The 23,953-nt window shown below is 58.0% G+C and carries 17 protein-coding genes; 1 reads left to right on the top strand and 16 read right to left on the bottom strand.

Going from position 1 to position 23,953, the window contains the following annotated elements; translation table 11 throughout:
* Positions 1–24: 24 nt before the first annotated feature.
* From dprA to DWZ82_RS09215, 12 genes are all read right to left on the bottom strand, one after another.
* Complete coding sequence (gene dprA / locus DWZ82_RS09270; protein WP_118480365.1) at positions 25–1,272, bottom strand: DNA-processing protein DprA; 1,248 nt, start codon at positions 1,270–1,272, stop codon at positions 25–27.
* Between the two features lie 13 nt (positions 1,273–1,285).
* The gene (locus tag DWZ82_RS09265) at positions 1,286–2,053 is read right to left on the bottom strand and encodes a TrmH family RNA methyltransferase (RefSeq protein ID WP_118480363.1); all 768 of its coding nucleotides are present in this window, start codon (positions 2,051–2,053) and stop codon (positions 1,286–1,288) included.
* On the bottom strand, positions 2,050–2,706 hold the full coding sequence (locus tag DWZ82_RS09260) for a potassium channel family protein (protein WP_118480361.1): 657 nt from the start codon (positions 2,704–2,706) through the stop codon (positions 2,050–2,052). The genes DWZ82_RS09265 and DWZ82_RS09260 overlap by 4 nt, the downstream gene beginning before the upstream one ends.
* 91 nt (positions 2,707–2,797) lie before the next feature.
* Positions 2,798–4,168, bottom strand: a complete 1,371-nt coding sequence (locus DWZ82_RS09255; protein ID WP_227600321.1) for a TrkH family potassium uptake protein — start codon at positions 4,166–4,168, stop codon at positions 2,798–2,800.
* A gap of 746 nt (positions 4,169–4,914) precedes the next feature.
* A complete protein-coding gene (locus tag DWZ82_RS09250) occupies positions 4,915–6,288 on the bottom strand; it encodes a TRAP transporter large permease (protein WP_199667446.1) in 1,374 nt (457 codons plus the stop codon).
* On the bottom strand, positions 6,285–6,827 hold the full coding sequence (locus DWZ82_RS09245; protein ID WP_110436437.1) for a TRAP transporter small permease subunit: 543 nt from the start codon (positions 6,825–6,827) through the stop codon (positions 6,285–6,287). Before DWZ82_RS09245 ends, DWZ82_RS09250 begins: the two co-directional genes overlap by 4 nt.
* A gap of 62 nt (positions 6,828–6,889) precedes the next feature.
* Positions 6,890–8,041 (bottom strand): TRAP transporter substrate-binding protein, encoded by a 1,152-nt coding sequence (locus tag DWZ82_RS09240; RefSeq protein WP_110436436.1) that lies wholly within the window; start codon positions 8,039–8,041, stop codon positions 6,890–6,892.
* Positions 8,042–8,133: 92 nt separating this feature from the next.
* Entirely contained in the window at positions 8,134–9,135 is a 1,002-nt protein-coding gene (gene dctP, locus DWZ82_RS09235; RefSeq protein ID WP_118480359.1) for a TRAP transporter substrate-binding protein DctP, read from the bottom strand.
* A 182-nt stretch (positions 9,136–9,317) separates the two neighbouring features.
* Entirely contained in the window at positions 9,318–10,043 is a 726-nt protein-coding gene (locus DWZ82_RS09230; RefSeq protein WP_118480357.1) for a response regulator transcription factor, read from the bottom strand.
* On the bottom strand, positions 10,037–11,509 hold the full coding sequence (locus DWZ82_RS09225) for a sensor histidine kinase (protein WP_158575163.1): 1,473 nt from the start codon (positions 11,507–11,509) through the stop codon (positions 10,037–10,039). The genes DWZ82_RS09230 and DWZ82_RS09225 overlap by 7 nt, the downstream gene beginning before the upstream one ends.
* Before the next feature lie 207 nt (positions 11,510–11,716).
* Complete coding sequence (locus DWZ82_RS09220; protein WP_243022921.1) at positions 11,717–14,287, bottom strand: hybrid sensor histidine kinase/response regulator; 2,571 nt, start codon at positions 14,285–14,287, stop codon at positions 11,717–11,719.
* Positions 14,277–15,089, bottom strand: coding sequence for a substrate-binding periplasmic protein (locus DWZ82_RS09215; RefSeq protein WP_117489432.1), 813 nt, complete (start codon positions 15,087–15,089; stop codon positions 14,277–14,279). The genes DWZ82_RS09220 and DWZ82_RS09215 overlap by 11 nt, the downstream gene beginning before the upstream one ends.
* A gap of 230 nt (positions 15,090–15,319) precedes the next feature.
* Here DWZ82_RS09215 and DWZ82_RS15855 point away from each other — a divergent pair, with 230 nt between their 5' ends.
* Complete coding sequence (locus DWZ82_RS15855) at positions 15,320–17,689, top strand: HD domain-containing phosphohydrolase (RefSeq protein ID WP_118480353.1); 2,370 nt, start codon at positions 15,320–15,322, stop codon at positions 17,687–17,689.
* 142 nt (positions 17,690–17,831) lie between these two features.
* On the opposite strand, the gene DWZ82_RS09205 is transcribed toward DWZ82_RS15855, so the two are convergent.
* The 4 genes from DWZ82_RS09205 to DWZ82_RS09190 form a co-directional block, all read right to left on the bottom strand.
* Positions 17,832–18,209, bottom strand: coding sequence for a hypothetical protein (locus DWZ82_RS09205; protein WP_118480351.1), 378 nt, complete (start codon positions 18,207–18,209; stop codon positions 17,832–17,834).
* 129 nt (positions 18,210–18,338) lie between these two features.
* Positions 18,339–20,252: an EAL domain-containing protein gene (locus tag DWZ82_RS09200; protein WP_118480349.1), complete on the bottom strand. Its 1,914-nt coding sequence runs from the start codon at positions 20,250–20,252 to the stop codon at positions 18,339–18,341.
* Positions 20,249–21,928 (bottom strand): sensor domain-containing diguanylate cyclase, encoded by a 1,680-nt coding sequence (locus DWZ82_RS09195; RefSeq protein WP_118480347.1) that lies wholly within the window; start codon positions 21,926–21,928, stop codon positions 20,249–20,251. The genes DWZ82_RS09200 and DWZ82_RS09195 overlap by 4 nt, the downstream gene beginning before the upstream one ends.
* Positions 21,925–23,799, bottom strand: a complete 1,875-nt coding sequence (locus tag DWZ82_RS09190) for a sensor domain-containing diguanylate cyclase (protein ID WP_118480345.1) — start codon at positions 23,797–23,799, stop codon at positions 21,925–21,927. Before DWZ82_RS09190 ends, DWZ82_RS09195 begins: the two co-directional genes overlap by 4 nt.
* Positions 23,800–23,953 lie beyond the last annotated feature (154 nt).

Genomic DNA, 23,953 nt, shown 5'->3' with positions numbered 1-23,953 from the left:
TTCTTTTCTTCTCTCTCCTGCTTATCACCAGGTGCCGAGGATGAGTCTGCCCTTTTCACGGCGCAGAATCCCATCCATTTCCAGCATGGTGACAAGGCTCATCACCCGCGGCGCTGCCAGACCGCAGCGGTCGATCAGCTCCTCGGGCGTGCTCACACCGTCCCGCACGAGCGTGACGATGGTCTTTTCATCCTCATTTAAGCCGTCCGGCAGCGGTTTTGCAGCCGCAGACGGCTGTTTGGGTTCGGCCTTCGCCTTTTCTGCGGCAGCAGCGCGGCGCTGTTCGGCCTGCTGCTCACGCCTGCGAATGTCCTCCCAAGCACTTCTGGCAGCCGGTTCCGGATACTCGCCGGTCTGACGCCGGAACGCCTGCTGTACCGCCTGTTCGGGCATCATGCCGCCGTAGGCGCGCACGAGCGTCACCGGGCTGCTGAGCAGCGCGGCTTCGCCTTTTTCGATCAGCTCATTGCACGACTGCGACTGCGGCGCGTCGATCGGACCGGGCACGGCGTACACATCGCGTCCCTGATCGAGCGCATGACGCGCGGTAATGAGCGCACCCGAACGCCAGTCGCTCGCCTCCACGATAACGGACGCGACCGACAGACCGCTGATGATACGGTTGCGCTGGTGGTAATTGCGTCCGTGCGGCTCGGTGCCGGGCGGATATTCGCTGATGATGGCACCCATGAGCAGGATATCGCCCATCAGGCTGCGGTGCTGCGGCGGATAACACACATCGGGACCGCCCGCCAGCACGGCAACGGTCAGACCGCCCGCCTTCAGCGCACCGCGGTGTGCCGCGCCGTCATTGCCGAGTGCCATGCCGCTGACGGTTATCATGCCCGCTCGGGCAAGCGTTGTGCCAATCTGATCGGCGACTTTCAGGCCATACGGCGTCGCCTTGCGCGTGCCGACGACGGCTACGGCGGGAACGCTGTCGAAATCCGGCCAGCGTCCGCGCACATACAGCACGGTCGGCGGATCCGGGATCGCCCGCAGGCGGTCCGGGTAAGCGCTGTCACCGATGGTAATGATCTGGATATTCTTTTCCGTGCAGGAGCGGATGACCTGCTCTGCTTCGGACGTATCCTTGTCGCACAGCAGATCGACATGGGTCTTGCGCAGCTCACACGGCGCAGCTGTCAGTGCCTGCCGGTCGGCGGCGAACACTGCCTCCGGAGAGCCGAAGGCATCGAGTACCTCGGCGGCTGTGCGCGAGCCGAGTCCGCGCTTGAGCGAAAGCCAAACATAGCTGAGTCTTGACGGCATAGTGCCCGCCTCCTCATTTTGTCATTTCGTAGATCACGATGGCCGCGGCAACGCCCGCATTGAGCGATTCGGCACGGCCCTTCATGGGAATGATCACGCGCCTGTCGGACAGACAGAGCGCCTGCTCGGTCACGCCCTTTCCCTCACTGCCGATGATAACGGCGGCTTTGGAAAGCGAAACCGAAGAAAGCGGCACGCTGTCCTCATGCAGCGCGGTGGCGTACAGCGGCAGACCGTTCCGGTGCAGCCGTTCGGCAGCCTCCGCAAGCGGGAGCGTCACGCACGGCAGACGGAACACCGCGCCCATCGTCGAGCGCACGACCTTGGGTGAAAACGGATCGGCGCAGCCCTCGCACAACACAACGGCGCCGAGCGCGAACGCTTCGGCGGTGCGTAAGATCGTGCCAAGGTTGCCCGGGTCCTGTAAGCCGTCCAGCAGGAGCACCTGCCCGGCTCCGTCCAGCGCGTCCGCCGTCCACTGCGGCTGCTCGCAGGAAAAGATGACGTTCTGCGGCGTTTCCACCTCACTTGCGAGTTTGAACAGCGCATCCGGTGCAGAATAGAGCGATGCTCCCTGCTCTTCCGCCTCTTTGACGAGCGGACTGTCCCAGCCGTCTCTCACAAGCACGGTTTTCAGCTTCGCGCCCGAACGCAGTGCTTCTCCCAGCATTTTTTCGCCCTCGCACAGCATTTCCCCCGTGCTCCGGCGGTATTTTCGTTCCCGTCCCAGCCGCGCAAGATGCTTGAGCGCGGCATTCTGACGGCTCTGTATCTCAATCAATGCAGTTCCACCACCCTGCTCACAAATTTATTTTCGCCCATGATAAACAGAAGATCATCCGGCTCGATGGCCCTATCCGGCTTAGGACTTGCATCCAGTGCACCCTGTTCACCATGACGGACGGCGAGCACATTCACTTTATGCTTCTGCCGCACGTCAAGCTGCACCAGCGATCTGCCGACCCAGCTTTTCGGCGCGTGTATCTCCAGAATGCTGTATTCGTCCGACACGCCGATAAAATCCACCACGTTGGTATGTGCCAGGCGCTGTGCCAGCTTGCAGCCCATTTCGCTCTCCGGCAGGACAACACGGTCCGCACCGACGCGCTCGAGCACCTTGGCATGCACAGTGCTTCTCGCTTTGGCAATGATGTATTGCGCGCCCAGATCCTTGAGCATGACTGTGATGAGGATGCTCGCCTCCATATCCGTACCTACCGCAACAATACAGCAGTCGAAGTTGCGCACGCCGATGGCCCCCAGCACGGCTTCGTCCTGCGCGTCGCCCTGCATGACCTGCGTCACATCATCCGCGATGCGCTGCACGCTCTCGGCGTTCTCGTCGATGGCAAAAACCTCCTGACCAAGCTCGGTCAGCTCCTGCGCAACGGCGGTACCGAATCGGCCCATGCCGATCACCAGAAAGGATTTCATATCTGTCTCTCCTTTGGATAACTGCTTAATCTACTTCACCATAAAGGCATCATCACGCAAAATGCCGAAAATGTAATTGCGGAATGCTGCCTCAACCAATAAACACATCTGCGTCCGGGTATTTGAGCCTTGGCGGCTCTCTGCGGCGCATGAAAACGGCAACGCCGAGCGTCAGCACACCGACACGGCCCATATACATCATCACGATCAGAATGACGCGCGAAGCCGCCGCCAACGTCGGTGTCAGACCCATGGACACACCGACCGTGCCGAACGCGGAGACCGCTTCAAACAGGCACTGGTGAAACGGTGCGTCCTCGATTCCGGCGATCGCACAGGCGCCGACCAGACAGAGCACGCCGCCTGCCATGAGCAGGGTTACGGCGTTCATGATGCTGCGCGGCGCAATCGTCCGGCCGAACGCCGAAACCGTTGTGCGCCCGCAGAAGGCGCTGATGGCCGTGAGCACGAGCACGGCCGCCGTCACGGTCTTGATGCCGCCTGCTGTTGAGCCGGGCGATCCGCCGATGAACATGAGCAGGCACGACACCGCCTGACTCGGGCCGGTAAGCGCGCCGAGGTCGATGGTGTTGAAGCCTGCCGTGCGCAGGGTCACGGACTCAAACGCCGCCGCAAGCAGCTTGTGCGGAGTATCAAACGCACCGAGCGTTGCCGGATTGCTCCACTCGAACAGCAGCGTCCAGCCGAAGCCGAACAGCAGCAGTCCTGCCGTGGCCGTCAGCACGATTTTCGTGTGCAGGCGCAGACGGCAGAAACTATGCTTGTCCCACACGTCGCTCCACACGAAAAAGCCGAGACCGCCGAGCACGATGAGCGCCATCAGCGTAATGTTCACGAGCGGATCCTCCGCCCAGCCGATGAGCGACTGAAACGGATCGTCCGGTGTGCCCATCAGGTCAAAGCCTGCGTTGCAGAATGCCGAAACCGCGTGAAACACGCCCATTGTGATTCCCTTCGGGAAACCGTAATGCGGCACGAACCGGCAGGACAGCAGAACCGCTCCCGTCCCTTCGATGATGAACGTGCCGAACAGCACGCGCCGTGTCAGACGGACAATGCCGCCGCCGTCCGACAGATTAAGCCCCGCGCTCATCACCATGCGCTCGTGCAGCGTGATCGTTCGCCGCAGGACAAACGACGCAATAGCCGCGACGGACATAAAGCCGAGTCCGCCGATCTGAATCAGCAGCAGGATGACGCACTTGCCGAATACCGACCAGTGCACTGCCGTGCTGACCGTGACGAGTCCGGTAACACAGCTCGCCGAGGCTGCTGTAAACAGCGCGTCGAGAAACGGCGTTATCTGTCCGTCTGCCGCCGAGACCGGCAGCATCAGCACCAGCGCACCCACCAGAATCGTCAGCGCAAAGCCGACGGCAAGCACCGTCGGCGCCCGCAGTCCCAGATGCCGCTTATGCACCATAAAAATCTGCGTCTGCACGATAAATCCCCTCCTTTAACGATGCTGCAGTATGATATACCGAAAGCCTGAACGCACCGTTCAGGCTTAGGCTGTCGGCGAAACTACAGTTTCGCCGACAAGCAGGAACGGACCGTGAGCCGTTCCAAAGTCGTCCGAAAGTTCCAATACAGAAACTTTCTCCCTCCAGAAGTCAAAAAGTCAGGTACTCGCCCCGACTTTTTTGCATTTGCAAAGCAAATGCTATTTTACACGCGCTGTCGCGCGAATTGGCTGAAGCTGCATGAATATTGACCTTTTCGGCAAACCAAGCCTGACCATACCGTTCAGGCTTCAAACAGGCATACATTATATAATAGTATAACATCGAATTTTTGACTGTTCAATATAATCTTATACCCGAAATTTTTCGATAAGTCAAGCGATTTACGGAATTTTTCCACGCAAGAATAAGCAAGTGCTCTCTGATTTCCAACAGATCAGAGAGCCCGGAGGGGGCTGCCGCCGGCAAATACTCCAACAATCCGGCAGACAGAAATTTATTCCACAGTTCAAACGCATCTACACATGTCCCTTTTCACGGTGAGAGGGAACCGCATTGAACTGTAAAATAACACAGGTAACAAATAGTACGTTTTTTTGCGTACTTATCCAGTATAACACCATATCCTGCACAGTCCATAGGCATTATTTGCCCAAAGCCTGCTATTTCTTACTGCAGATGAGCCTTCCGGCACAGGTGGCTGCCGGAAGGCTCAGGAGAAAGATTAAGATGCTACCAGATTCGGGAGGAAATATACAACCTGCGGGAATACCGTTACCAGAATTACCACTGCGATGATAATCAGGATGAACGGGATAACGCCGCGGTAGATTTCCTGTATTTTGACCGACGGCGGCACAATGCCCTTGATGTAGAACAGTGCGAAGCCGAACGGCGGCGTCATGAAGCAGGTCTGCAGCATAACAGCCGTAACTGCGACGATCCACAGGCGGTCGAAGCCGAACATATCCATAATCGGCAGGAAGATCGGGAATACGATCATAACGATGCCCAGCCAGTCGAGGAACATGCCCATAAAGAATACGATCGCCATCATGATTGCGAACGCGCCCCACTTGCCGATGCCAACACTCGAAATCCAGGTTGCAATCAGCTGGTCGCCGTCGAGCGACATGAAGATGCCGGTGAAGGCAGACGCGCCGAACAGGATGATGAATACCATCGCAGATGTCTTTGCGGTGTCGATCAGCGAATCGTACAGCATCTTCCAGCTGAACTGCTTGTAGAAGATGGCGAGGATGAGCGAGAACAGCGCGCCTACGCCTGCCGCCTCGGTCGGGGTTGCCCAGCCGGTAAAGATAGAACCGAGCACGCCGACGATCAGGATGACCGGCGGGATCAGGTTGATGAGCGAACCGGTGATGCGCTCACGCAGCGGCATGGCAGCCAGCTCTTCAGTGGTCATCGCCGGACCGTAATCCGGGTGGATATGGCAGATGACGAACACATAAATCATGTAGAACAGCGACAGAACAAGACCCGGAACGATAGCGGCGAAGAAGATCTTGCCGACCGATACATTCGCATAGGAGCCCATCGAAACCAGCATGATGGACGGCGGGATCAGGATGCCGAGCGAACCGCCCGCACACACCATGCCGCACGCGAGAGACGGCTTATAGCCGCACTTCAGCAGCACCGGTACGGACAGCATGCCCATGGTAACAACGGATGCACCGACGATACCGGTCGTGGCAGCGAACACGGTGGAAACCACGATCACTGCCAGACCGAGACCGCCCTTCAGAGGACCAAGCAGGTAGCGGATAGAGAGGAACAGCCCATCCGCGACCTTGGAATGTGTCAAAAAGTTTGCCATCAGCACGAACATCGGAATGGCGACCATGGAATAGCTTTGCATCTGGTCGTACACCTTGGTCATGGCGATGGTGATACCCGGGCCGCCCCAGGCGAGATAGCCGATAATAACACCGGCGCCGCCGAGGACGAACGCAAGCTCCTGACCGGTCGCAAGACCGATGATCATAGTAAGGAACAATACGCCAAGCAGGATCGCGCTGAGCTGTGTTGCGCCCACGCCGGACTGCGTGACAAGATTGGTCAGCATTTCCATCATGCAGCGTCGCCTCCCTTCGTATCATCCGTGCCGGAAACGGCTTCACCGATGCCGCGCACGCACTTGAGCATCTCGGAAATGCCCTGCAGTGCGAGCAGCGTCATGCCGACAAACAGCGCCAGCTTGACCGGCCATGCCGGCGGCGCCCATACTGAGTAGCCGCGCTCACCCGTGGTATACGAGCGAAGGAAAAATCCGAAGCTCTCGGGCACGAGCACGAATACGAACGGAACAAAGAACACCAGATAGGTAATCAGGTGCAGAATGTTCTGCGCAAGCGGTTTAAGCCGTGCATACAGCACATCAACCGCAACAAAGGCCTTCTTCTGGAAGCCGTAGGCGCAGACCATGATAATGTAGCAGCCGAAGGTCATGCAGATGACGTCCATCGTCCAGATCTGCGGACTGTGGAACAAACGGCGCAGCACGACTTCGGTAACAATGACCGCGAGAATGCCAAGAACGGCGAAGGAAGCAATCCTGCCGATCCAGTCATTGACGAGGTCGATCACATCGCAGATGCGTTTGATCACTTTCATATATTACACCTCATCTTCTGAGGCTCCGTGCTCTCAAAAGAGAGCACGGAACACTCTGTCGGTCACTTTTCGGATTCATCGTAGTTGAAGCCCCAGCCGTAGTCACCGAGCATTGCACGGTAGGTATCGGCATGTTCACGGTAATCCTGCATAGAGCTGTATACCATGTTGAAGTTTTCATTCTTCGCAGCTTCTTCTTCGTAAACCTGACGGCAGGTCTCACGGATGGTATTCCAGTCGTCCTGGTTCATCTTGGTGACGACGCAGCCGTCCTCCTCGAGCATCTTCTTGGTGGAATCGAAATCCATCCACAGGTAGCGGGACAGCTGCTCGGAGGTGCAGATCTCAGCCGCCATCTGGATGGCGTTCTGGTACTCCTCAGGGAGCTGATTCCATGCATCCTTGTTGATCATAACGCCGTTGACGCCGCCGGACTGATACCATGCAGGCGAGCACCAGTACTTGGCAACCTCCTGCAATTTCAGCGAATCATCCGAGCACGGCGTGGAGAACTCGCCGCCGTCGATAACGCCGCGCTGCAGCGACTCATACAGCTCGCTTGCCGCAACGGTGGTGATGTTGATGCCGAGCTTTTCCGCTGCACGGCCGGCCATAACGCCGCCGAGGCGGATCTTCATGCTCTGCATGTCCTTGATAGAAGTGATCGGCTTGGTCGAACGGATACCGGACTCTGCGTGGTTGATCATAATCGGGAAATACGTCATGTTGTACTTGCCGTACATATCCTGATAGCACTTTAGGCCGCCGCCCTGGGTGATCCAGATGTAGTAGTCCATGCCGGTGAAGTTATCCATTGTAGTGGAGAGCAGCTCAAAAGCGGTATCCTTGCCGCTCCAGTAGCCGCCCCAGTCACCGCCGCACTGGATGGTGCCGTTCTGGACGTAATCAAACAGCTGGTTTGCCGCACAAAGCGAGCCCTCCGGATAGTTGGTGATGGTGAAGCGTCCGTCGGTCAGCTGGCTGACCAGCTCGGAGAAGCGCTCGTCACAGGTGAAGTGAATGTTGCCGTCACCCCAGGTGGAACCCATCTTCCAGGTGATGACCGGCAGATCACTGCTGCCGCCTGCAACTGCATTGGCGTTTGCCGCATCCATCATGCCGCTGTCCGCGGCATTGCCGCAGCCGGACAAACCAAGGGTTGCCGCACCGACTGCACCGCAAAGCAGACCTGCCATCAATCTTTTGATTTTCATCTTTTTAGCCTCCTTGTTCGTTTTCCTCTATCGAAAACGCCGTTTTGCGGACGTTTGCGAACAAACTGGTTATGCACAAGGAGGGGTTCTCGCTAATCGCTGTCGGCCAGTGCCTGTACGGCCTGCACGACCTCCTTCTGCGCATCGGAAAGGTGTTCGTAAATCGGCTGCACCGCCGCACGGAACTTTTCGGCCTGCTCCTCATCGAGCAGCGCCATGTAGCAGCCGCTGCGGGATGCGTGCAGCATTGCTCGAACCTCTGCGCTCTGCCAGTGGTCGCGCTGCCACGAAGCCGCCTCAGCGGCGCATCGCTCAATGATGGTCTGCTCCTCCTGTGAGAACGTTTCCCACGTTTCCGAGGACGCGACCAGCACATCCGCGTTGTAGGAATGTCGGTCGTACGTCCAGTACGGTGCAAGCTGATAGTAGCCGCTGTCCACATAGGTAGGCAGCGTGCTCTCGGCGCCGTCAATCCGGTCAGTGCGGAGCGCGAGCGCGATCTCATCCGGCGGCAGCGTCACCGCCTCGGCGCCCCACATCGGAATGACCTGCTTCATCTGCGAGGAATCCTCGGTGCCGAGCCGCAGGTCCTTCATGTCATCGAGTGAGGTGATCGCCTTTCCTGTCGTGAAAAAGCACCGGTAACCGGCATAAAAATAGCTTAAACCGGTAAGGCCCTTGTCCTCGAGCGAGGCCATTACCTGCTGACCGACTGCGCCGTCCAGCACCCGGAACAGGTGCTTGTCCGAGGTGTACTCGTACGGCAGCTGCAGCGCCGCAAGCTGCGGTGCATACGCTGCGGCAGACGAGATTGGCGTGCGTACAAAATCAATGCCGCCGTACACGCACTGCTCAAGTGCGGATGCATCGGTGCCAAGCTCGTTATCAAAGCTCGGCAGAATTTGTATCGCGCCGTCCGTTTCCCTGCGCACCTGATCACAGAAGCGCTGACACGCCTGATTGGCGAGGTAGTTTTCGCTCTGCCCGCTGGCAAGGCGGTAATAGCGGATATGCGGCTCGTCCGTGCCGCCGGTACATGCACAGAGCATGAGCAGCAGCCATCCAGCGATCACACACCGAAAGCGTTTATTCATCTTTCCATCTCCTATTATATAGGGTGACCAGTTTCGGCAACATCGTAAATACTTGCGGTAGACAGGTAAAATCACAGCGTACTGAAAATTTTCACATTCTATTTTATGACATTTGCATAAACATTTTGGAAGATATAGTAAATTTTCCGTATAAATTCCGTAAATTCTGCCGCGCGGCTCGTTCAGTTTGCGTTATGATTGCGGTACTCGGTAGGCGTTACGCCCAAATGCCGCTTGAACACCTTCGTGAAGTAGTTTGCATCCGTATAGCCGACCCGAACAGCGATTTCCCGTACCGGAATATCAGTCTGCTGCAGCAGCTCAACCGCACGGTCGATACGGTAGGCGGTCAAGTATTCAAGGAAGGTCTGGTTATACGAGGTGCGAAAAAAGCGTGAGAAGTAGAACGAACTCATGCCCATCGCCTCTGCCGCCTGATCAAGCGACACATCCTGCATGTAATGATGCTCCAGCCACACGGAAAACTGGGTGCAGAACGTATTTCCCGGCTTGTCCCCGCATACCGCCGGACGGCTTTCCGGCAGCAGATTCAGCTTGCGCAGGCAGGCGGTAATCTGTGCGCTGTCAAACGGCTTGACCAGATAATCCGTTCCGCCGGCCCGCATGGCGCCTACGGCGTAATCGAAGCGGTCGAAGGCAGTCAGGAATACAATGTGGGTTTCCGGCATGGCTTTGTGGATGATGGCTGCCGCATCAAGGCCGTTCATCACCGGCATTTCAATATCCATCAGCACCAGCTGCGGCTGAATTTGACGGGCGCGTTCAACCGCCTCCCGTCCGTTCGCAACTCCCTCGATGAGTGCATCCGCGCCAAGCAAATCGCGCATCTGTCCGCTCAGATTCTGCAGACTCAGCGGTTCGTCCTCCGCGATCAGTACCTTTAACATATATGCTCTTCCCCTTTCATGGGCAGTATGATGCGGGCTGTCGTGCCCAATCCGGGACAGCTGACAATGCGGAAGCTGCCGCCGGACAGCGCAATGCGTCCCGCGATATTCTGCAGGCCGATGGACCGGTGTCCCTCGGCGGTGTTCTGTTTCATTTTGCTGCGCGAGAAGCCGCCGCCGTTGTCCGTAATCTGGATGCGGCAGCCATTCGGTGTGCTCTCAGTGACAATGCGGATGCGGCCGCCCGCACTGCGGCTGCGCATGCCGTGTACGATAGAGTTTTCCACAATCGGCTGCAGTGTGAATTTCGGCAGTTCACAGGCCGCACAGCGGCTGTCGCAGTCCATCTCGAACGAAATGCGTTCACCGAACCGCAGCTCCTGCAGGGAAATGTAGTCGCGCAGCAACGCAAGCTCGCGGTCGAGTGTTACCACGCTGTCGTCATGGTCAAGCGTGTAGCGGAAGAAGTTCGCCAGCCGCACCACCATGTCGCCGGTGACGGTCGCCTGCTCGATTCCGGCCATGTTGGCCAAGCTCTGCAGCGTGTTGAACAGAAAATGCGGGTTGATCTGGCTCTGCAGCTGCGCAAAGCGACTCTGCTCGATCAGCTGCCGCAGGCGTGCTGCCTCGCTCTCCTGCTGACGCAGGGATTTTTCCAGCTGTGCTTCGCTTTCCAGTGCGTGAATCGTCCGCGCAATCTGGTGCTTGAGGTGGTTGAACGAGTCGGCGAGCATACCGATTTCGTCCGAGCGTGCAAAGTTAAAGTCCTCAATGTCGTATTCGCCATCCGCGACGCGGTGTGCACCGCGGCTCATCTGCTGTACCGGCAGCAGCAGGCTGCGTGCGTAGTACAGCATCGCGCCTGCAAACAGCACGCTGCCGATCGCGGCTACGATGGTAAATACCATGTTCTGCGCGGTACCCCGCTGACCGAGGACCAGATAACCCTCGCGTCCCTCCATCAGAAAGGCCGCCGTCAGCTGGTCGGTGTATTGCGTCAGATAGCTGCCCTGTGTACGCAGAGCTTCGTAGTTCACCGCGTCAAATGTGCCGCCATGCAGCTGCGCGATGAACGTCTCCTGACGGACTCGATAGCTTTTCATCGTGCGGTCGATGACCTGCTTGAGCACCTCGCTCTGCGTGTTGCCGTCGGTCTCTGCGCTGCGCAGCCGCTCCCACGCACAGGCGGTGTCCTGCACGGCGTCCGCATATTTGTCGATCGTATCGGACCCGGGCGCCGCAAACGTCAGCTCGCTCAGAAGCGCATTTTCCTGCTCCATGGCGTTCATGTAGTCCGTGCAGCGTGCATATTCGGACAGGATATCATTGCTTTTCTCGCGGTAATCGTAAAAATCGTTCATTAACAGTCCCACCACCAGCAGAATGGGAATGACGAATGCGCAGCTCAGCACGATCGCCTTGTTCACAATGGACAGATGCACCCACCATTGACGTACTCTGTGCACAGACCCACCTCCTTTGTCAGATTTTATCATAAGCCAATTAATAAGCAATGTAAACCTTTTCTGGGCAAAAAAAGGTAAAAAAATCCGCCGTACCGGCAGTGTGCAAAGAAAAACGCAGGAAGGCATCCCTAACGGACGCTTCCTGCGTTTCCTATTCAATCTGATCCGGCAGCTTCCTTGTCGAATAACGCGATGAAAATGAAAGCGTTACGGCGACAGCTTCTCCCGGAGCATCGTGAGCAGCTGCTGCATATCGAACGGCTTGGAAAGATGGCCGTTCATACCGGCCTTCTCTGCGTTCTGTCTGTCCTCGTCAAAGGCGTTCGCCGTCATGGCGACAATGGGCAGACCCGCCTTTTCGGCATCCGGAAGAGCGCGGATGGCACGCGCAGCCGCATAACCGTCCATGACCGGCATCTGAATATCCATCAGCACCAGATCATAATACCCGGGCGCGCTCTCGCGCACCTTGTCTACCGCGACCTTTCCGTTTTCCGCCGTGTCCACCTCGAACCCGCCTTCCTCGAGCATCGTCACCGCGATTTCGCGGTTGAGGGCGTTATCCTCGACGACCAGCAGCCGTTTTCCGGCGAAATCCGCCTTTTTCTCCGTCTGCTCCGCAGGCTCTGCCGAAAGAAACGGCTCAGCCAGTACGCGGCGCAGCTCGGACATGAACAGTGGCTTGGCGCAGAACGCAGTCACGCCTGCGGCTTTTGCCTCAACCTCGATATCCGTCCAGTCGTAGGCGGTCAGGATGATGATTGGGGTGTTGCTGCCGATCAGCTTGCGGATGCGGCGCACGACCTCAAGGCCGTTCAGATCGGGTATCATCCAGTCGATGATGAAGACATAGAAGCCGTCGCCCTGCTCGATCGCGTCCTGCGTACGGACGACAGCCTCATGTCCCGAGGTCGTCCAGTCCGACCGCATGCCGATCATTCGCAGCATTTTGCTGACGTTCAGACAGGTGTCGGTGTCATCATCTGCCACAAGCGCGCGCAGACCCTCAAGCTGGGGGATACGCTGCGGCACGGTCTGCTCTCCGCTGATAGGAAAGCGCAGGGAAACTGTAAATTCCGAACCCTTCCCCGGCTCGCTCTCGACCGAAATATTGCCGCCCATCATATCGACCAGATTTTTCGTGATCGCCATACCGAGGCCGGTTCCCTGAATTTTGCTCACGGTTGAGGTCTCCTCGCGCGCAAACTGCTCGAAGATATGCTCCTGAAACGCCGAGCTCATGCCGATGCCGGTGTCACGGATATGGAATTCATAGTCCGCACTGCCATGCGGCGCGGTCTGCTTCTGAACGATGCGCAGGGTGATCATGCCGCCTACCGGGGTGAACTTAATGGCATTGGACAGGATGTTGAGCATAATCTGGTTGAGACGCATAGGGTCGGCAACAACATCCTCATCCTCCACATCGACCATGTCGATGAAAAGCGAGATGCGCTTGGCTGTGATGCTCGACTGGATGATATCGCGCAGGTCGTGCACAAGCTCGGGCAGCTGCACCGGACGCAGCTCGAGAGAAACCTTGCCGCTCTCGATGCGGCTCATATCGAGCACATCGTTGATGAGCGAGAGCAGATGCTGGCTCGCCGTCGCGGTCTTTTTCAGGTAGTCGAGCACCTGCTCGCGGTTGTCGATATGGGTGGCCGCAAGCGAGGTGAAGCCGATGATCGCGTTCATCGGCGTGCGGATGTCGTGCGACATATTGAACAGAAATTCGCGCTTGGCGCGGTTTGCCGCCGTTTCCTGACGGATGGCGCGTTCAAGCTCGGCGTTTTTCTGCTCAAGCGAGGTCTGATATTCCTTTTCGAGCGTTTTCTGCTGCTGGAGAAAGCTCTTTTCCGTGCCTCGGCGCACAAACAGAAGCAGCGTCAGAACGACCGCACAGGCGAGGAACGACACAGCCAAATTGACCGGCGTCTTCGTGTAGAGCAATCTGCCCGGGACATATATATAGTAGTAGAAGTTGCGCCCGTGGCTGTACATGCCGTAATATTGGGTCAGTCCCCTGCGTCCGGCATAGACCAGCCGGTCGGCATGGCCGCTCGAGCGGATGCGGCGGAGCAGATCATTTTCCGTGGTATCCGTACCGATGAGGGACAGATCGTCCGACGCGGTTACGCGGTTGCCGTCCGACAGGAGCACGGTTCCCGTGGTCTCGGCGTCGTAGCCGTCGAGCAGATTCTGCACGGAGAGCACGGATTTCTTTGCGAACGCCGCCCCGGTGTGCCGCCAGCCAAGCACCGCGCCGCGGTCGTCCGAACAGCTGCGCACGGCAACGTCGGCAAACGAGCCGTCGGTCAGCTGCACGCGCCGAACATAGGTGCTCTGCGGATGACCGATCACGGCGAGCACGCGCTCGGCTTCCAAATCGGTTTGCAGGCGGGTATAGCCGATGCCGTCCGTGCTGTACTCGCAGATCAGCCTGCCGTTCGTGTCCAGCACCGAAATGCCGGTCAGCCCCAGCCGCTCCGCATACTGCCGCAGCTCATCCTCGCCGCAGTCAAGCGTCACGCCCTCCAGCTCCTGAACGGCGGTCGTTCCGCGCACGAGCGCCTTGGCCACGGCAGTCTCGTTATACTGCACATAGGAGGAGGACTGCTCCTTTACAAAGTCGATCAGTTCGGTCATGCGCTGCTCGCAGTCCCGCATATCCGCGTGCCGGGACAGCAGGAATACCGCGCTGAGGAACAAAAGCCCCGCTGCGAAGCACAGGCACCAGAACGTCCTTCGTAAGACAATGCGTCGGGAATTATTGTTCAAGCTGCTCCACCTCCAGACTGTGTGCGGGTACCTCGAGATATTTTCCGACCAGCTGTTCCATGCTGCCGTCCTCTCGCATCTGCGCGACAACCTCGGTCAGCTGCGCCGCAAGACCGCGTGTGTCGTGCCTGGAAAATGCCACGCCGATGCCGGTCGTCAGCAGCGGTTCATCCAGAATGCGGAAGTTCGCGCCGTAGTCCTTCATATACTGCCGGATAGCCTCCTCGTGTCCTGCTACTGCGTCCACATAGCCGCAGTCCAGCATGGCATACTGCACCCCGCGGTCAGCGAGGCTGATGACATTTCGGAAGGCCGGGACGTTTTCGCCTCCGCTCAGAAAGATCGCCTCCGGCTTGCCGGTAGCCTGCACCGCGATGGTCTTTCCGGCAAGATCGCTCATTTGCTCGATGCCGCTCTGCGCGCCGACGGCGATGACCTGACGGCTCACCAGATACGGTCCCGCCCACTGATAGTCGTTCTCGCGGCCGTCCATGGAAAAGCAGCCCCATATGCAGTCGATTTCTCCGTTATCGACCAGCTCGGTCTTTTGTTCCCAGTCGATCGTGGTGAATTCCGCGCGGTATCCCATGCGGCGGAATGCCTCCTCCGCAATATCCACGTCCAGACCGGTAATGTCGCCGTTATTATCCATATAAACATAAGGCGGATAGGTGTCGCTGCCGACGGTAATCGTCGGAAGTGTGCTGTCGGATGCCGCCTCCGAGGCGCAGCCGGACAACAGCCCCGCCGTCAGCATGGTCAAAAGCGCCAGAGCGCATTTTACCCGTTTGTGTCTGTTCATACCGATGATGGTGTCCTCTCTCTTGTTCGTTGTCTGTGCCGCAGGTCGGCATAATTTATCTTTTATTATAACATGCTGCCGCGCTCCTGCACAACAGAAATTTCCGCCGTTGGCGCTGACGGAAGTTTTCCTTTATTCCGCATCGCATTGGTAGTATAATATAATTGTGCAACCGGTCAAATTCCGGTAAACAAAGGGAGGGAGAGCGACCCGGCTGCGGTCGAACGACTATGAACCGACAGAAAATTCTGATTGTTGATGACTCGGAGCTCAACCGAGAAATGCTCAAGGCGATTCTCGGCGAGGAATATGACTACGCAGAGGCAGAGGACGGCGCGCAGGCCCTCCTCATGATCCAGCAGGATATGCACATCGACCTGCTGCTGCTGGATATCAATATGCCGAAAATTGACGGCTTCGGCGTGCTCGAGCGCATGAATCAGTTCCGCTGGATCGAGGAGCTGCCAGTCATCATGATCTCCGCCGCCGAGGACCGTGCGGTTATCGAACGCTGTTACAGCCTTGGCATTACCGACTATATCCGCCGTCCGTTCGACTCCTTCATTGTGCAGCGCCGCGTCAAAAACACGCTCACGCTCTACGCCAACCAGAAGCGGCTGATGGACATGGTCTCCGACCAAATCTATCGGAACGAGAAAAACAGCCATGTCATGATCGGCATCCTCAGTCATATTGTCGAGTTCCGCAACAGTGAGAGCGCACAGCATGTGCTTCAGGTGCAGACCGTGACCGAAATGCTGCTGCGCAAGCTGACCGAAAAGACCGATGTATACGGTCTGACCGAGGAAAAGATCCGCCTCATCACCACCGCGTCCGCCCTGCACGACATCGGCAAGATCAGCATCCCCGAGAGCATTCTGAACAAGACGGGCGCACTGACGCCCGAGGAATTCAACATCATCCGCACCCATCCCGCCGTCGGCGCATCCATGCTCGAGGAGTTGACGCAATACCGCGACGAGCCGCTGGTCAAGGTCGCTATCGAGATCTGCCGCTGGCACCACGAGCGCTGGGACGGCGGCGGCTATCCGGATGGTCTGCTCGGTGAACAGATCCCGATCTCGGCGCAGGTGGTCGCACTGGCGGACGTATTTGACGCGCTGACCAGTGACCGCTGCTACAAAAAGGCGTACAGCCACGACACCGCCATCACCATGATCCTCAACGGAGAGTGCGGCGCGTTCAACCCGATGCTGCTCGACTGCCTTCATGAGATCAGCATGCGCCTCCGAAGCGCACTGCCGACGCTCGCCGCCGATCAGGTGCTCCACCGCGACGCAAAGCGCCTGTCTGCCGAGCTGCTGCAAAAGAGCGATGTACCGCTCAGCGACCGCGCCCAGCGCGAGCTGGATTATGTCAAGGAAAAGCTGGATTTCTTTGTCTCCTGCTGCGGCGATGTGCAGTTTGAGTATGACGTTCCCGCCGATATCGTCATAATAGCCGACCAAAGCCGTCCGCGGCAGCAGCAGCGCACGATACTGAACGTGCATGAACCGGACAGTCTCCGACTGCTGCGGCCGGCCGATATTGCGCGGCTAAGAGCCGCCCTCAAGGCCACAACGCCCGAGAACAATGAGCTTTCGCTCAGCCTGCTCCTGCCGGTCGGGCACGAGCAGCACTGGCACAACATCCGGATGCGTACGCTCTGGTCGCCGTTCTCCCCCGGTCACTATGTCGGCGTAATCGGCTGTCTGACCGACACGCAGAAAGTGCAGGACAGCTGTGCGCCCTTCCGCTGCACAGACAAAAGCGCAACGGACGAGCCGTCGATCACCAATGATATACAGCGTCTGAGCGCGTTCTTTGATGTCGTCCGTCTGGTTGACCCGACGAAATACGCCGTGCTCGATCTCGATGCGGACGGCGTTCTGCACCGCACGGGTGAGCGCTGCGCCGCATTCTGGGATACCGACGTGGGCTGCGCCAACTGCATCTCTGCACGGGCGTATGCTGAGCATACTACGCTCAATAAGCTCGAATTTACACGAAATGAGATGTATTTCGTCATCTCCAAGTATATTACGATCAACGGCACGCCCTGCGTGCTCGAGCTGGTCTCGCGGCTCAACGAGGGCCGCTGGATCGACGCAAACGGCTCACGTTTTCTGCTTGACCGCACGCGCGGCGAGGATATGCAGCTGTTCCTCGACCCGCTGACCAACGTCTATTCGCGCCGTTATTTTGAAACCTACCGCACCCACCTTGAGGGCATGGAGGGCGTGGCGCTGATCGACGTGAACAGCTTCAAGCTTATCAACGATCGCTACGGCCACGCCGCAGGCGACGCGGCGCTGCGCGACATTGCGGACGCGGTGCGCTCCTGCATCCGCAAGACCGATATTCTGATCCGTTACGGCGGTGACGAGTTCCTGCTGCTGTTTCCGCGTATGACCGAGGAGGTCTTCCTCGACAAGAAAAAGCAGATTCAGCAGGCCGTGCGCGGCATCCGCATGTCGGAGTTTGCAGATGTTCAGCTTTCGGTCAGCATCGGCGGCATCTGCGGCGTGCATCCGATCACAGAGGCTATCCGCAAGGCGGATTATCTGATGTATCTGGACAAGGCAGAGCAGAAGTCCTGAAAAGCGAAATCCCCTGCCGGGGAGACAGAAAATCTGTCCCCGGCAGGGGATTTTTTTTGCGTTCTTTCCAAGCGGCAGCGCGACGGAGTCTGCGCAAGGAGCCGCGGCAGCGCGACCGGAGCCTGCGCAAGAAGCCGCGTCTTTAATTTTGTGCTGCCTCAGCTTTCTCGACCGAAACGACCGTACCGTCAAACGAATCGACCTCGGATACCGTGCCCGTATAAGTCACAGTGACCGAATCGCCCTCTGCGGCATCGTCCAGACCCTTCGGCGTATTGGAGGGATCGTAGGTAAATTCATAGGCGGCACCCTCAGCATCCGTTACAACGAACATGCCGTTCTTCTTCTCATCGAGCGAGCCGGTGAGCGTATTTTCCTGCTGCTGTTCGCTGCTCGAGGACGAGGCCGCCGCAGACGATGCTGTACCGGTATCCGTATTTTCGGCGGGCTTGCTGCCGCAGGCCGAAAGCGATGCAGCCAGCAGAGCCGTGCATGCAAATACCATCAGTGTTTTTTTCATGTAAAAAGCCTTCTTTCTAAGAGAGCAGTATCTGCTCTCTTTCTCTCTATTAGACGAAGCACGTCTAAAAAGGTTCCAGCTTCTAAAAAATTTTTTTCACGGATTTTTGAGGCGGTCCGCCGCACCCGGTCACATCTGTTCGACGTCTTCCTCGGTCAGCAGCCGCAGCAGGTCTCCCGGCGGCAGAGGACGAGAGAAATAATAGCCCTGAATCATATCCACGTTCCAGCTCCGCAGCAGCTCCATCTCCTCCTGCGTCTCTACGCCCTCCGCAATGATGCGGTAGCCGAGACGGCAGAAGGCGGATACGATGCTCTGGTAGAAGATCGCGGCGTTTTTGTCCGTGCAGATGTGGAACAGCAGCGAACGGTCGAGCTTGATGACCGAGAACGGCAGCTGCATGACCGTGTTCAGGTTGGCGTAACCCGAGCCGAAATCGTCCAGGCACAGGCCGATGCCGGCCGCCTGAAAGCTCTCCGCCACCCGGGTCAGGCTCGCGGAATACTCGGTCGCAACCGTCTCGGTAATCTCAAACTGGAAGCAGGAGTACGGCAGGCCGTATTCGTCCAGAATGCGGATCAGGTGGCTTCCGCCATCGCTGTGAATGAGATCGAGCGGCGAAAGATTGATCTTGACGTTCGCAATGCTCGCGCGGAGCGCCGGGTTTTCGCGTAGAAAACGGCAGACGCGCCGCAGCTGAAGCTCGGTGATCTGACTGATAAGGTGATTCTTCTCCGCAAGGCGGATAAAAATATCCGGCGAAATCCAGCCGAGTGTGGGATGCCGCAGGCGGCTGAGCGCCTCAAGGGTGACAAAGCGCTGCTGATGCAGCGAATAGACCGGCTGATAATAGACCTCGAACAGATCCTCGTCGATCGCGCGGTGCAGGAACTGCTCGACCTGCTTGTTGTAGTAAAAGCTGTCCCTGTTCTTGCGGTCGTTCTGGATGACCTCAGTCCCGCCGCTGCGTGCTGCGAGAGATTCGAGATATTCCGCATAATCCAGCACAAGGCCGCCCGTTCCCAGCTTTTCCGCGCCCACCACGCCGCACAGGATGACCGGCGAGGGAGCGGCCTGCTCGTCATCCGGCTGCGTGCGGAACACCTGCCGCAGACTCGTCAGGCAGGCTTCGTACTCGCGCAGCGAGAACGTCAGCAGTAGAAACCGCTTGCCTGTCACGCGGAACACGTTCCTGCCCGCGATCTCCTGCATGTGCTCTGCCGCGCGGCGCAGAAATTCGTCGCCGCTCTGCACGCCGGAGACTTTGTTCATGTGGTCAAGCTGGTAGGCGTAGACCGTGATAATGTGAAAGGCCTTGTGCGCGTCGGTCAACTCGTTCATGCGGCGCAGCAGATACTGCTTGTCATTCAGTCCGGTCAGGCTGTCCATGCACGCGCAGGGATTGTTGATGGTCAGATACATTGCGAGGATGCTGAGCGAAAGGCCGAAGCCGGTCGTCAGCACCGCGGGATTGACGGCCTGCGCGGCGATGCCGAAGGCGGCGAGCAAAAAGACCGTAAGCAGCGCCGTCAGATTGCGGCGGCTGACCGCATCCCGGTGCACCGCGACAAAAATCGCTACCGCCGCGATGTGCAGCAGGGCGCTGATGTACAGCAGCAGATACCACGGACCGTAGCAGTAGCCGGTGCTGTCGAAATAGAACAGCTTTTCGGTGAAGGGGTTGGTCAGAATGATAAAGATCAGAGCGATAGTCGGAATGCCCATGCGCAGTACGGTTCCGGTGGAGATCACGCGGCTCGAGCACAGTGTACAGACATAGTACAGCAGCATGAGCGGCAGAATCGCTTGAAACAGATAGAACACGGTGTTCGAGACCATGCGGCCGATGCCGAAACTGTACGGAGCGTACAGAATGAAGCATGTACTCACCAGCTCGGTGAAAACGTCCAGACTGACGACGGTCAGCAGACGGCGGAACATGAGGCTGTTCCGGTCATCCATCTGCCGCTGATGAGAATACTGCCACAGAACAACCAGCAGCACCGCCATCCCGGCGATCAGATAATGTAGATTGGTTGTCATTCCGTGTCCCCTCCCAGTCTGGTTTCATTTCTCTTCAAATAGGCGTCCGCCTCCGCCTTCCATGCGCTGATACTGCGTGATTTTCCGTCCTCGTCGCACAGGCGGCTGAAGCCGTAGGTCATCGTGATGCGGGCGCGCGGCACACAGGTGCGGTTGTACCGCGCAACGATCGCGCTGAACTGCCGGTGCAGCTGCCCCGAATTTGCACTTGGCTCGGGGCGGATAAGGGCGAACTCGTTTCCGCCGGTGCGGAAGCACGATACGCTTTCGCCTCCGTCCTCGCACGCGCGGCAAAAGTCTGCAACGCATCGCGCGGCGGCGATGACCGCCTCATCTCCTGCCTGAAGGCCGAAGCAGTCATTGCGCTCGTTCAGGCCCTCCAGCCGGATATAGGTCAGCACCGCGTCGCGGCATCCGACCTCGCCGGTGCGGATGCGCTCCATGTATTCCTCGAATGCACGGCGATTCGGCAGACCGGTCATACGGTCCTCGCGCTGCATCTGATGGCTGATACGGTGCTCCATGTGAAAGCACATATCCTCGGTCGCCTGTCCGATCAGTTCACGGAAGATCAGGATGATGAACAGCAGCACGCCAAACTGGAATATCGCATCGTACCAGTAGATGTGCAGCAGGCCGTACAGGACGAGCGCGGCCACGCCGAACACACCCAGTGCGGCAAACGCCGCAATATGCAGCCGAAGCTGCTGCGAGGGCTGCTCGCGGTACGACCGGAGCAGCACGATCAGCATCGCTGCAACACCTGCCGCCAGAATCAGGTGCGTCAGCGGCAGCATATCAATAAACCGGATGCCGAAAAGCCGGTACGCCGCGCCCTGTGCGAGCACGTTGGCGCAGAACAGCGCAATGCATATATCGGGAACAAGCTGCTGTCTGCCGCTTACCGTGTTGCGGACAAAATGCACCATCGGGATAGACATCAGCATAAAGGCGTAAAAGGAAACGACGCTTCCGGCGGCAGTGTCCCGTCCATAAATCTGATACAGAGCGGAATCGGTCAGGCACCACAGGCTGCACAGCAGCAGAAAGACCGCCACATCGAGGAAGCGGCGCTCGTGGATGCCGCGACTGCTCATGTAGCAGAAGATCAGCAGCGCCAGCACGGCAAGGATGACCATGGCGAGCATCATGACCAGGGAAAACAGCGAGGTCTGGATATGGTGACCGGTGATGCTCCGCACCGAGCCGAGCAGAGGCGCGTCAAACCTGCCGGTCCGGTCGGAAAGCTGCGTAAAGGTCAGGCTGAGTGTCTGTCCGCCGATGTTGTCCGGAAGCTCCGCATCCGCCCACAGGCGACCCTTCATCTGCGTGTTTTTCGGAAAAGCGTTGTCCTCGTAGCGATAGAGCAGCGTTTCGCCTGCACGGATCTCGATGCCGTATTCCACGCCGCGCGCGGACAGCAGCTTTCCGGCATCGCTGTCGGTCAGCGTGTCGTTATATAAGGTAAGCGTCTGTTCCGGCGCGGCCGGAAGCGTGACCGGGAGCGCAACCTCGTGCCGCACGCCGTCCGTCAGCTGATACCAGCCGGTATCAAGGGTGGAAAGCTCCCTGTCCGGCTCGTGCTGATGCAGTCCGGCAATGAGGAACGCCAGCATTGCCACGGTCAGCAGCAGGGCGGCTGTCTCTGCGGTGCACCGCAGGGTTTTGTGTTTCATGACTGTTCCTCCGTCCGGTCGTCTTCGTGATGGTGCTGCTTTTCCGCGTACATGCGACTGTCCGCCGTGATGCGCACCTGCGAAGCGTCACCGTCCTCCGGATAGCAGGCGCAGCCGCATCTGACGCCGACAGAAAGCAGTTTTCCTTCGATAACGATGGGCGCAGAGAGCATAGTCTGGATGCGCTCGGCCATGCGGCTGCGCTGCTCCTCGTCCATATCGGCGCTGACGATAAGCGCGAACTCATCGCCGCCGATGCGGAAGGCGTAGTCCCGGCTGCGGATGCAGCGCAGCAGCCGCGCGCTGATCTCCTTGAGCAGCCGGTCTCCCATGGCGTGACCGTAGGTGTCGTTTATCGGCTTAAAACGGTCGAGATCGAGGTAATACAGCACAAACGGCAGCTTTTTCGCCTCACAGATGTTCAGGACCCGGCTGAAATAGCGCTCGTTGAACAGGCCGGTCAGGCTGTCCGTGTTTGCCATGTTTTCCAGCTCGACCTTCTGCCCGATATCCTGCACAACCTGCATGATCACGGAGACCGTGCCGTCCGCGTGCCACTCGACCGGGAGGACGGTCATCACCATATAGGCGTTCTCCGTCCGGCTGCAATACTCGATTTTGAGATTGTCATCCGGTTTGCGGAGCACGCTGCGCAGATAGTCCGGCGTAAGCAGCCGCGAGAGCTTGGCGTTTTCCGTATCGGTCAGCGCGGCATAGCGTTTAGAGATAATTTCGACCATTTCCGAATACTGCCCGGAGGTCGGATAGATCGGCTGATCGAACCGCAGCTCATGATAGCGGTAGCGTCCGGTATCCAGATTGACGACCGCATAGCGATCGACGATGCGGCTCATGCTTTGCAGGAAACGGTCGCTTTTCATCTTTTCGCGCTCGAGGTTCAGCCGCTCCATTTCCTCGTTCTTAAGGCGCAGCCGGCTCTCCATCCCCAGCGCCAGCACCACGATGATGACGGTGAAAAAACAGAGTGCGCCGAGCAGGATGAGCGAGGAATTCTGCACGTCATACAGTGCACCGTCCACCTCATCCGCCTGGATGATGCCAACGAGTGACCAGTCCGGAAACGCGGTCGGCATCGCGACCAGATAGTTTCTCGTCCCATCGCAGGTGAACTGCGCGCTTCCGCTCTTGCCAAGCTGAATGCAGTCCTTGATATCGTCCATGCTGCCATATTTCCAGTCAGCGTGGTTGGACAGGTCGTACAGGTTGGTCATTCCCGCGCACAGCTCGGTCTGCGGCTCAAGCTTCAGCACGATGTCGCCGTTCGAGCGCACCACATAGCAGTCGCTCTGTCCGCCGTACATGCTGCCGTCAACCAGATCATCGACCATATCCGTGTCATAGCTGACCGCGATACCGGTGTAGGTCACGCCGTCCAGCGTCAGATTGCGGCTCATCGGCATCGCAAACGCGATCTTGGGCACGCCGTAGGTTGCCGTATAGGTGGAGACGATTGGCTCGCCCTTGCTGTACATCTCCTGAAAAACGCCGTCGATGCTGTCGGCGCTGCCCTTTCGCCCATCTGCTGTTAGATACTGCGTGCTCTCGTTGAACAGATAGAAGTCGCTGTAATGCCACGACAGCTTGTTGCTCTGCGCATCCGACCAGATGCTGTCAACATCCGCATCCTCCTTCTCATTCTTCATCAGACTGTCCCACTGGCTCAGCACGGTCCAGTTTCGCTGCACGAACAGCGTGAAGGTCTTAGAGATTTGCGCATAGCTTTCGAGCAGATGATTCGAGCTTTCCTGATAAATCTGCATTCCGATGTAGTTGCTGTAAACGCTAATGCCTGCCGCGAACACTATGGTGAGAAGTGCGGTCAGCAGAGCAATTCTTGATCGCTTTTTCATGTTCTGCCCCTCCTTCGGTAAAATGTATTCATTCCTTTTCCCATGCCATAATTATACTATTTCCCGACCCAAAAAGAAAGCGAAGATTGCGGCGCAGCGGCATTTATTTTCCTCTGCATATCCGAAAAACCCGAAGTACCGTCAGCCGTTTTCG

Origin of the sequence: Butyricicoccus sp. AF35-5AC (genome assembly GCF_003477715.1) — a bacterium.
Taxonomy (GTDB): Bacteria; Bacillota; Clostridia; order Oscillospirales; family Butyricicoccaceae; genus Agathobaculum; species Agathobaculum butyriciproducens.
This window is presented reverse-complemented; position numbering and strand designations above follow the sequence as displayed.

Bases quoted from the DNA above. Each gene is read 5' to 3' on its own strand.
- DWZ82_RS09260 (WP_118480361.1), bottom strand. From the start codon at position 2,706: ATGAAATCCTTTCTGGTGATCGGCATGGGCCGATTCGGTACCGCCGTT.
- DWZ82_RS09205 (WP_118480351.1), bottom strand. From the start codon at position 18,209: ATGAAAAAAACACTGATGGTATTTGCATGCACGGCTCTGCTGGCTGCA.
- DWZ82_RS09190 (WP_118480345.1), bottom strand. From the start codon at position 23,799: ATGAAAAAGCGATCAAGAATTGCTCTGCTGACCGCACTTCTCACCATA.
- DWZ82_RS09215 (WP_117489432.1), bottom strand. From the start codon at position 15,089: ATGAACAGACACAAACGGGTAAAATGCGCTCTGGCGCTTTTGACCATG.
- DWZ82_RS09230 (WP_118480357.1), bottom strand. From the start codon at position 10,043: ATGTTAAAGGTACTGATCGCGGAGGACGAACCGCTGAGTCTGCAGAAT.
- DWZ82_RS09245 (WP_110436437.1), bottom strand. From the start codon at position 6,827: ATGAAAGTGATCAAACGCATCTGCGATGTGATCGACCTCGTCAATGAC.
- dctP (WP_118480359.1), bottom strand. From the start codon at position 9,135: ATGAATAAACGCTTTCGGTGTGTGATCGCTGGATGGCTGCTGCTCATG.
- DWZ82_RS09200 (WP_118480349.1), bottom strand. From the start codon at position 20,252: ATGACAACCAATCTACATTATCTGATCGCCGGGATGGCGGTGCTGCTG.
- DWZ82_RS15855 (WP_118480353.1), top strand. From the start codon at position 15,320: ATGAACCGACAGAAAATTCTGATTGTTGATGACTCGGAGCTCAACCGA.
- DWZ82_RS09240 (WP_110436436.1), bottom strand. From the start codon at position 8,041: ATGAAAATCAAAAGATTGATGGCAGGTCTGCTTTGCGGTGCAGTCGGT.
- DWZ82_RS09195 (WP_118480347.1), bottom strand. From the start codon at position 21,928: ATGAAACACAAAACCCTGCGGTGCACCGCAGAGACAGCCGCCCTGCTG.
- DWZ82_RS09250 (WP_199667446.1), bottom strand. From the start codon at position 6,288: ATGATGGAAATGCTGACCAATCTTGTCACGCAGTCCGGCGTGGGCGCA.
- dprA (WP_118480365.1), bottom strand. From the start codon at position 1,272: ATGCCGTCAAGACTCAGCTATGTTTGGCTTTCGCTCAAGCGCGGACTC.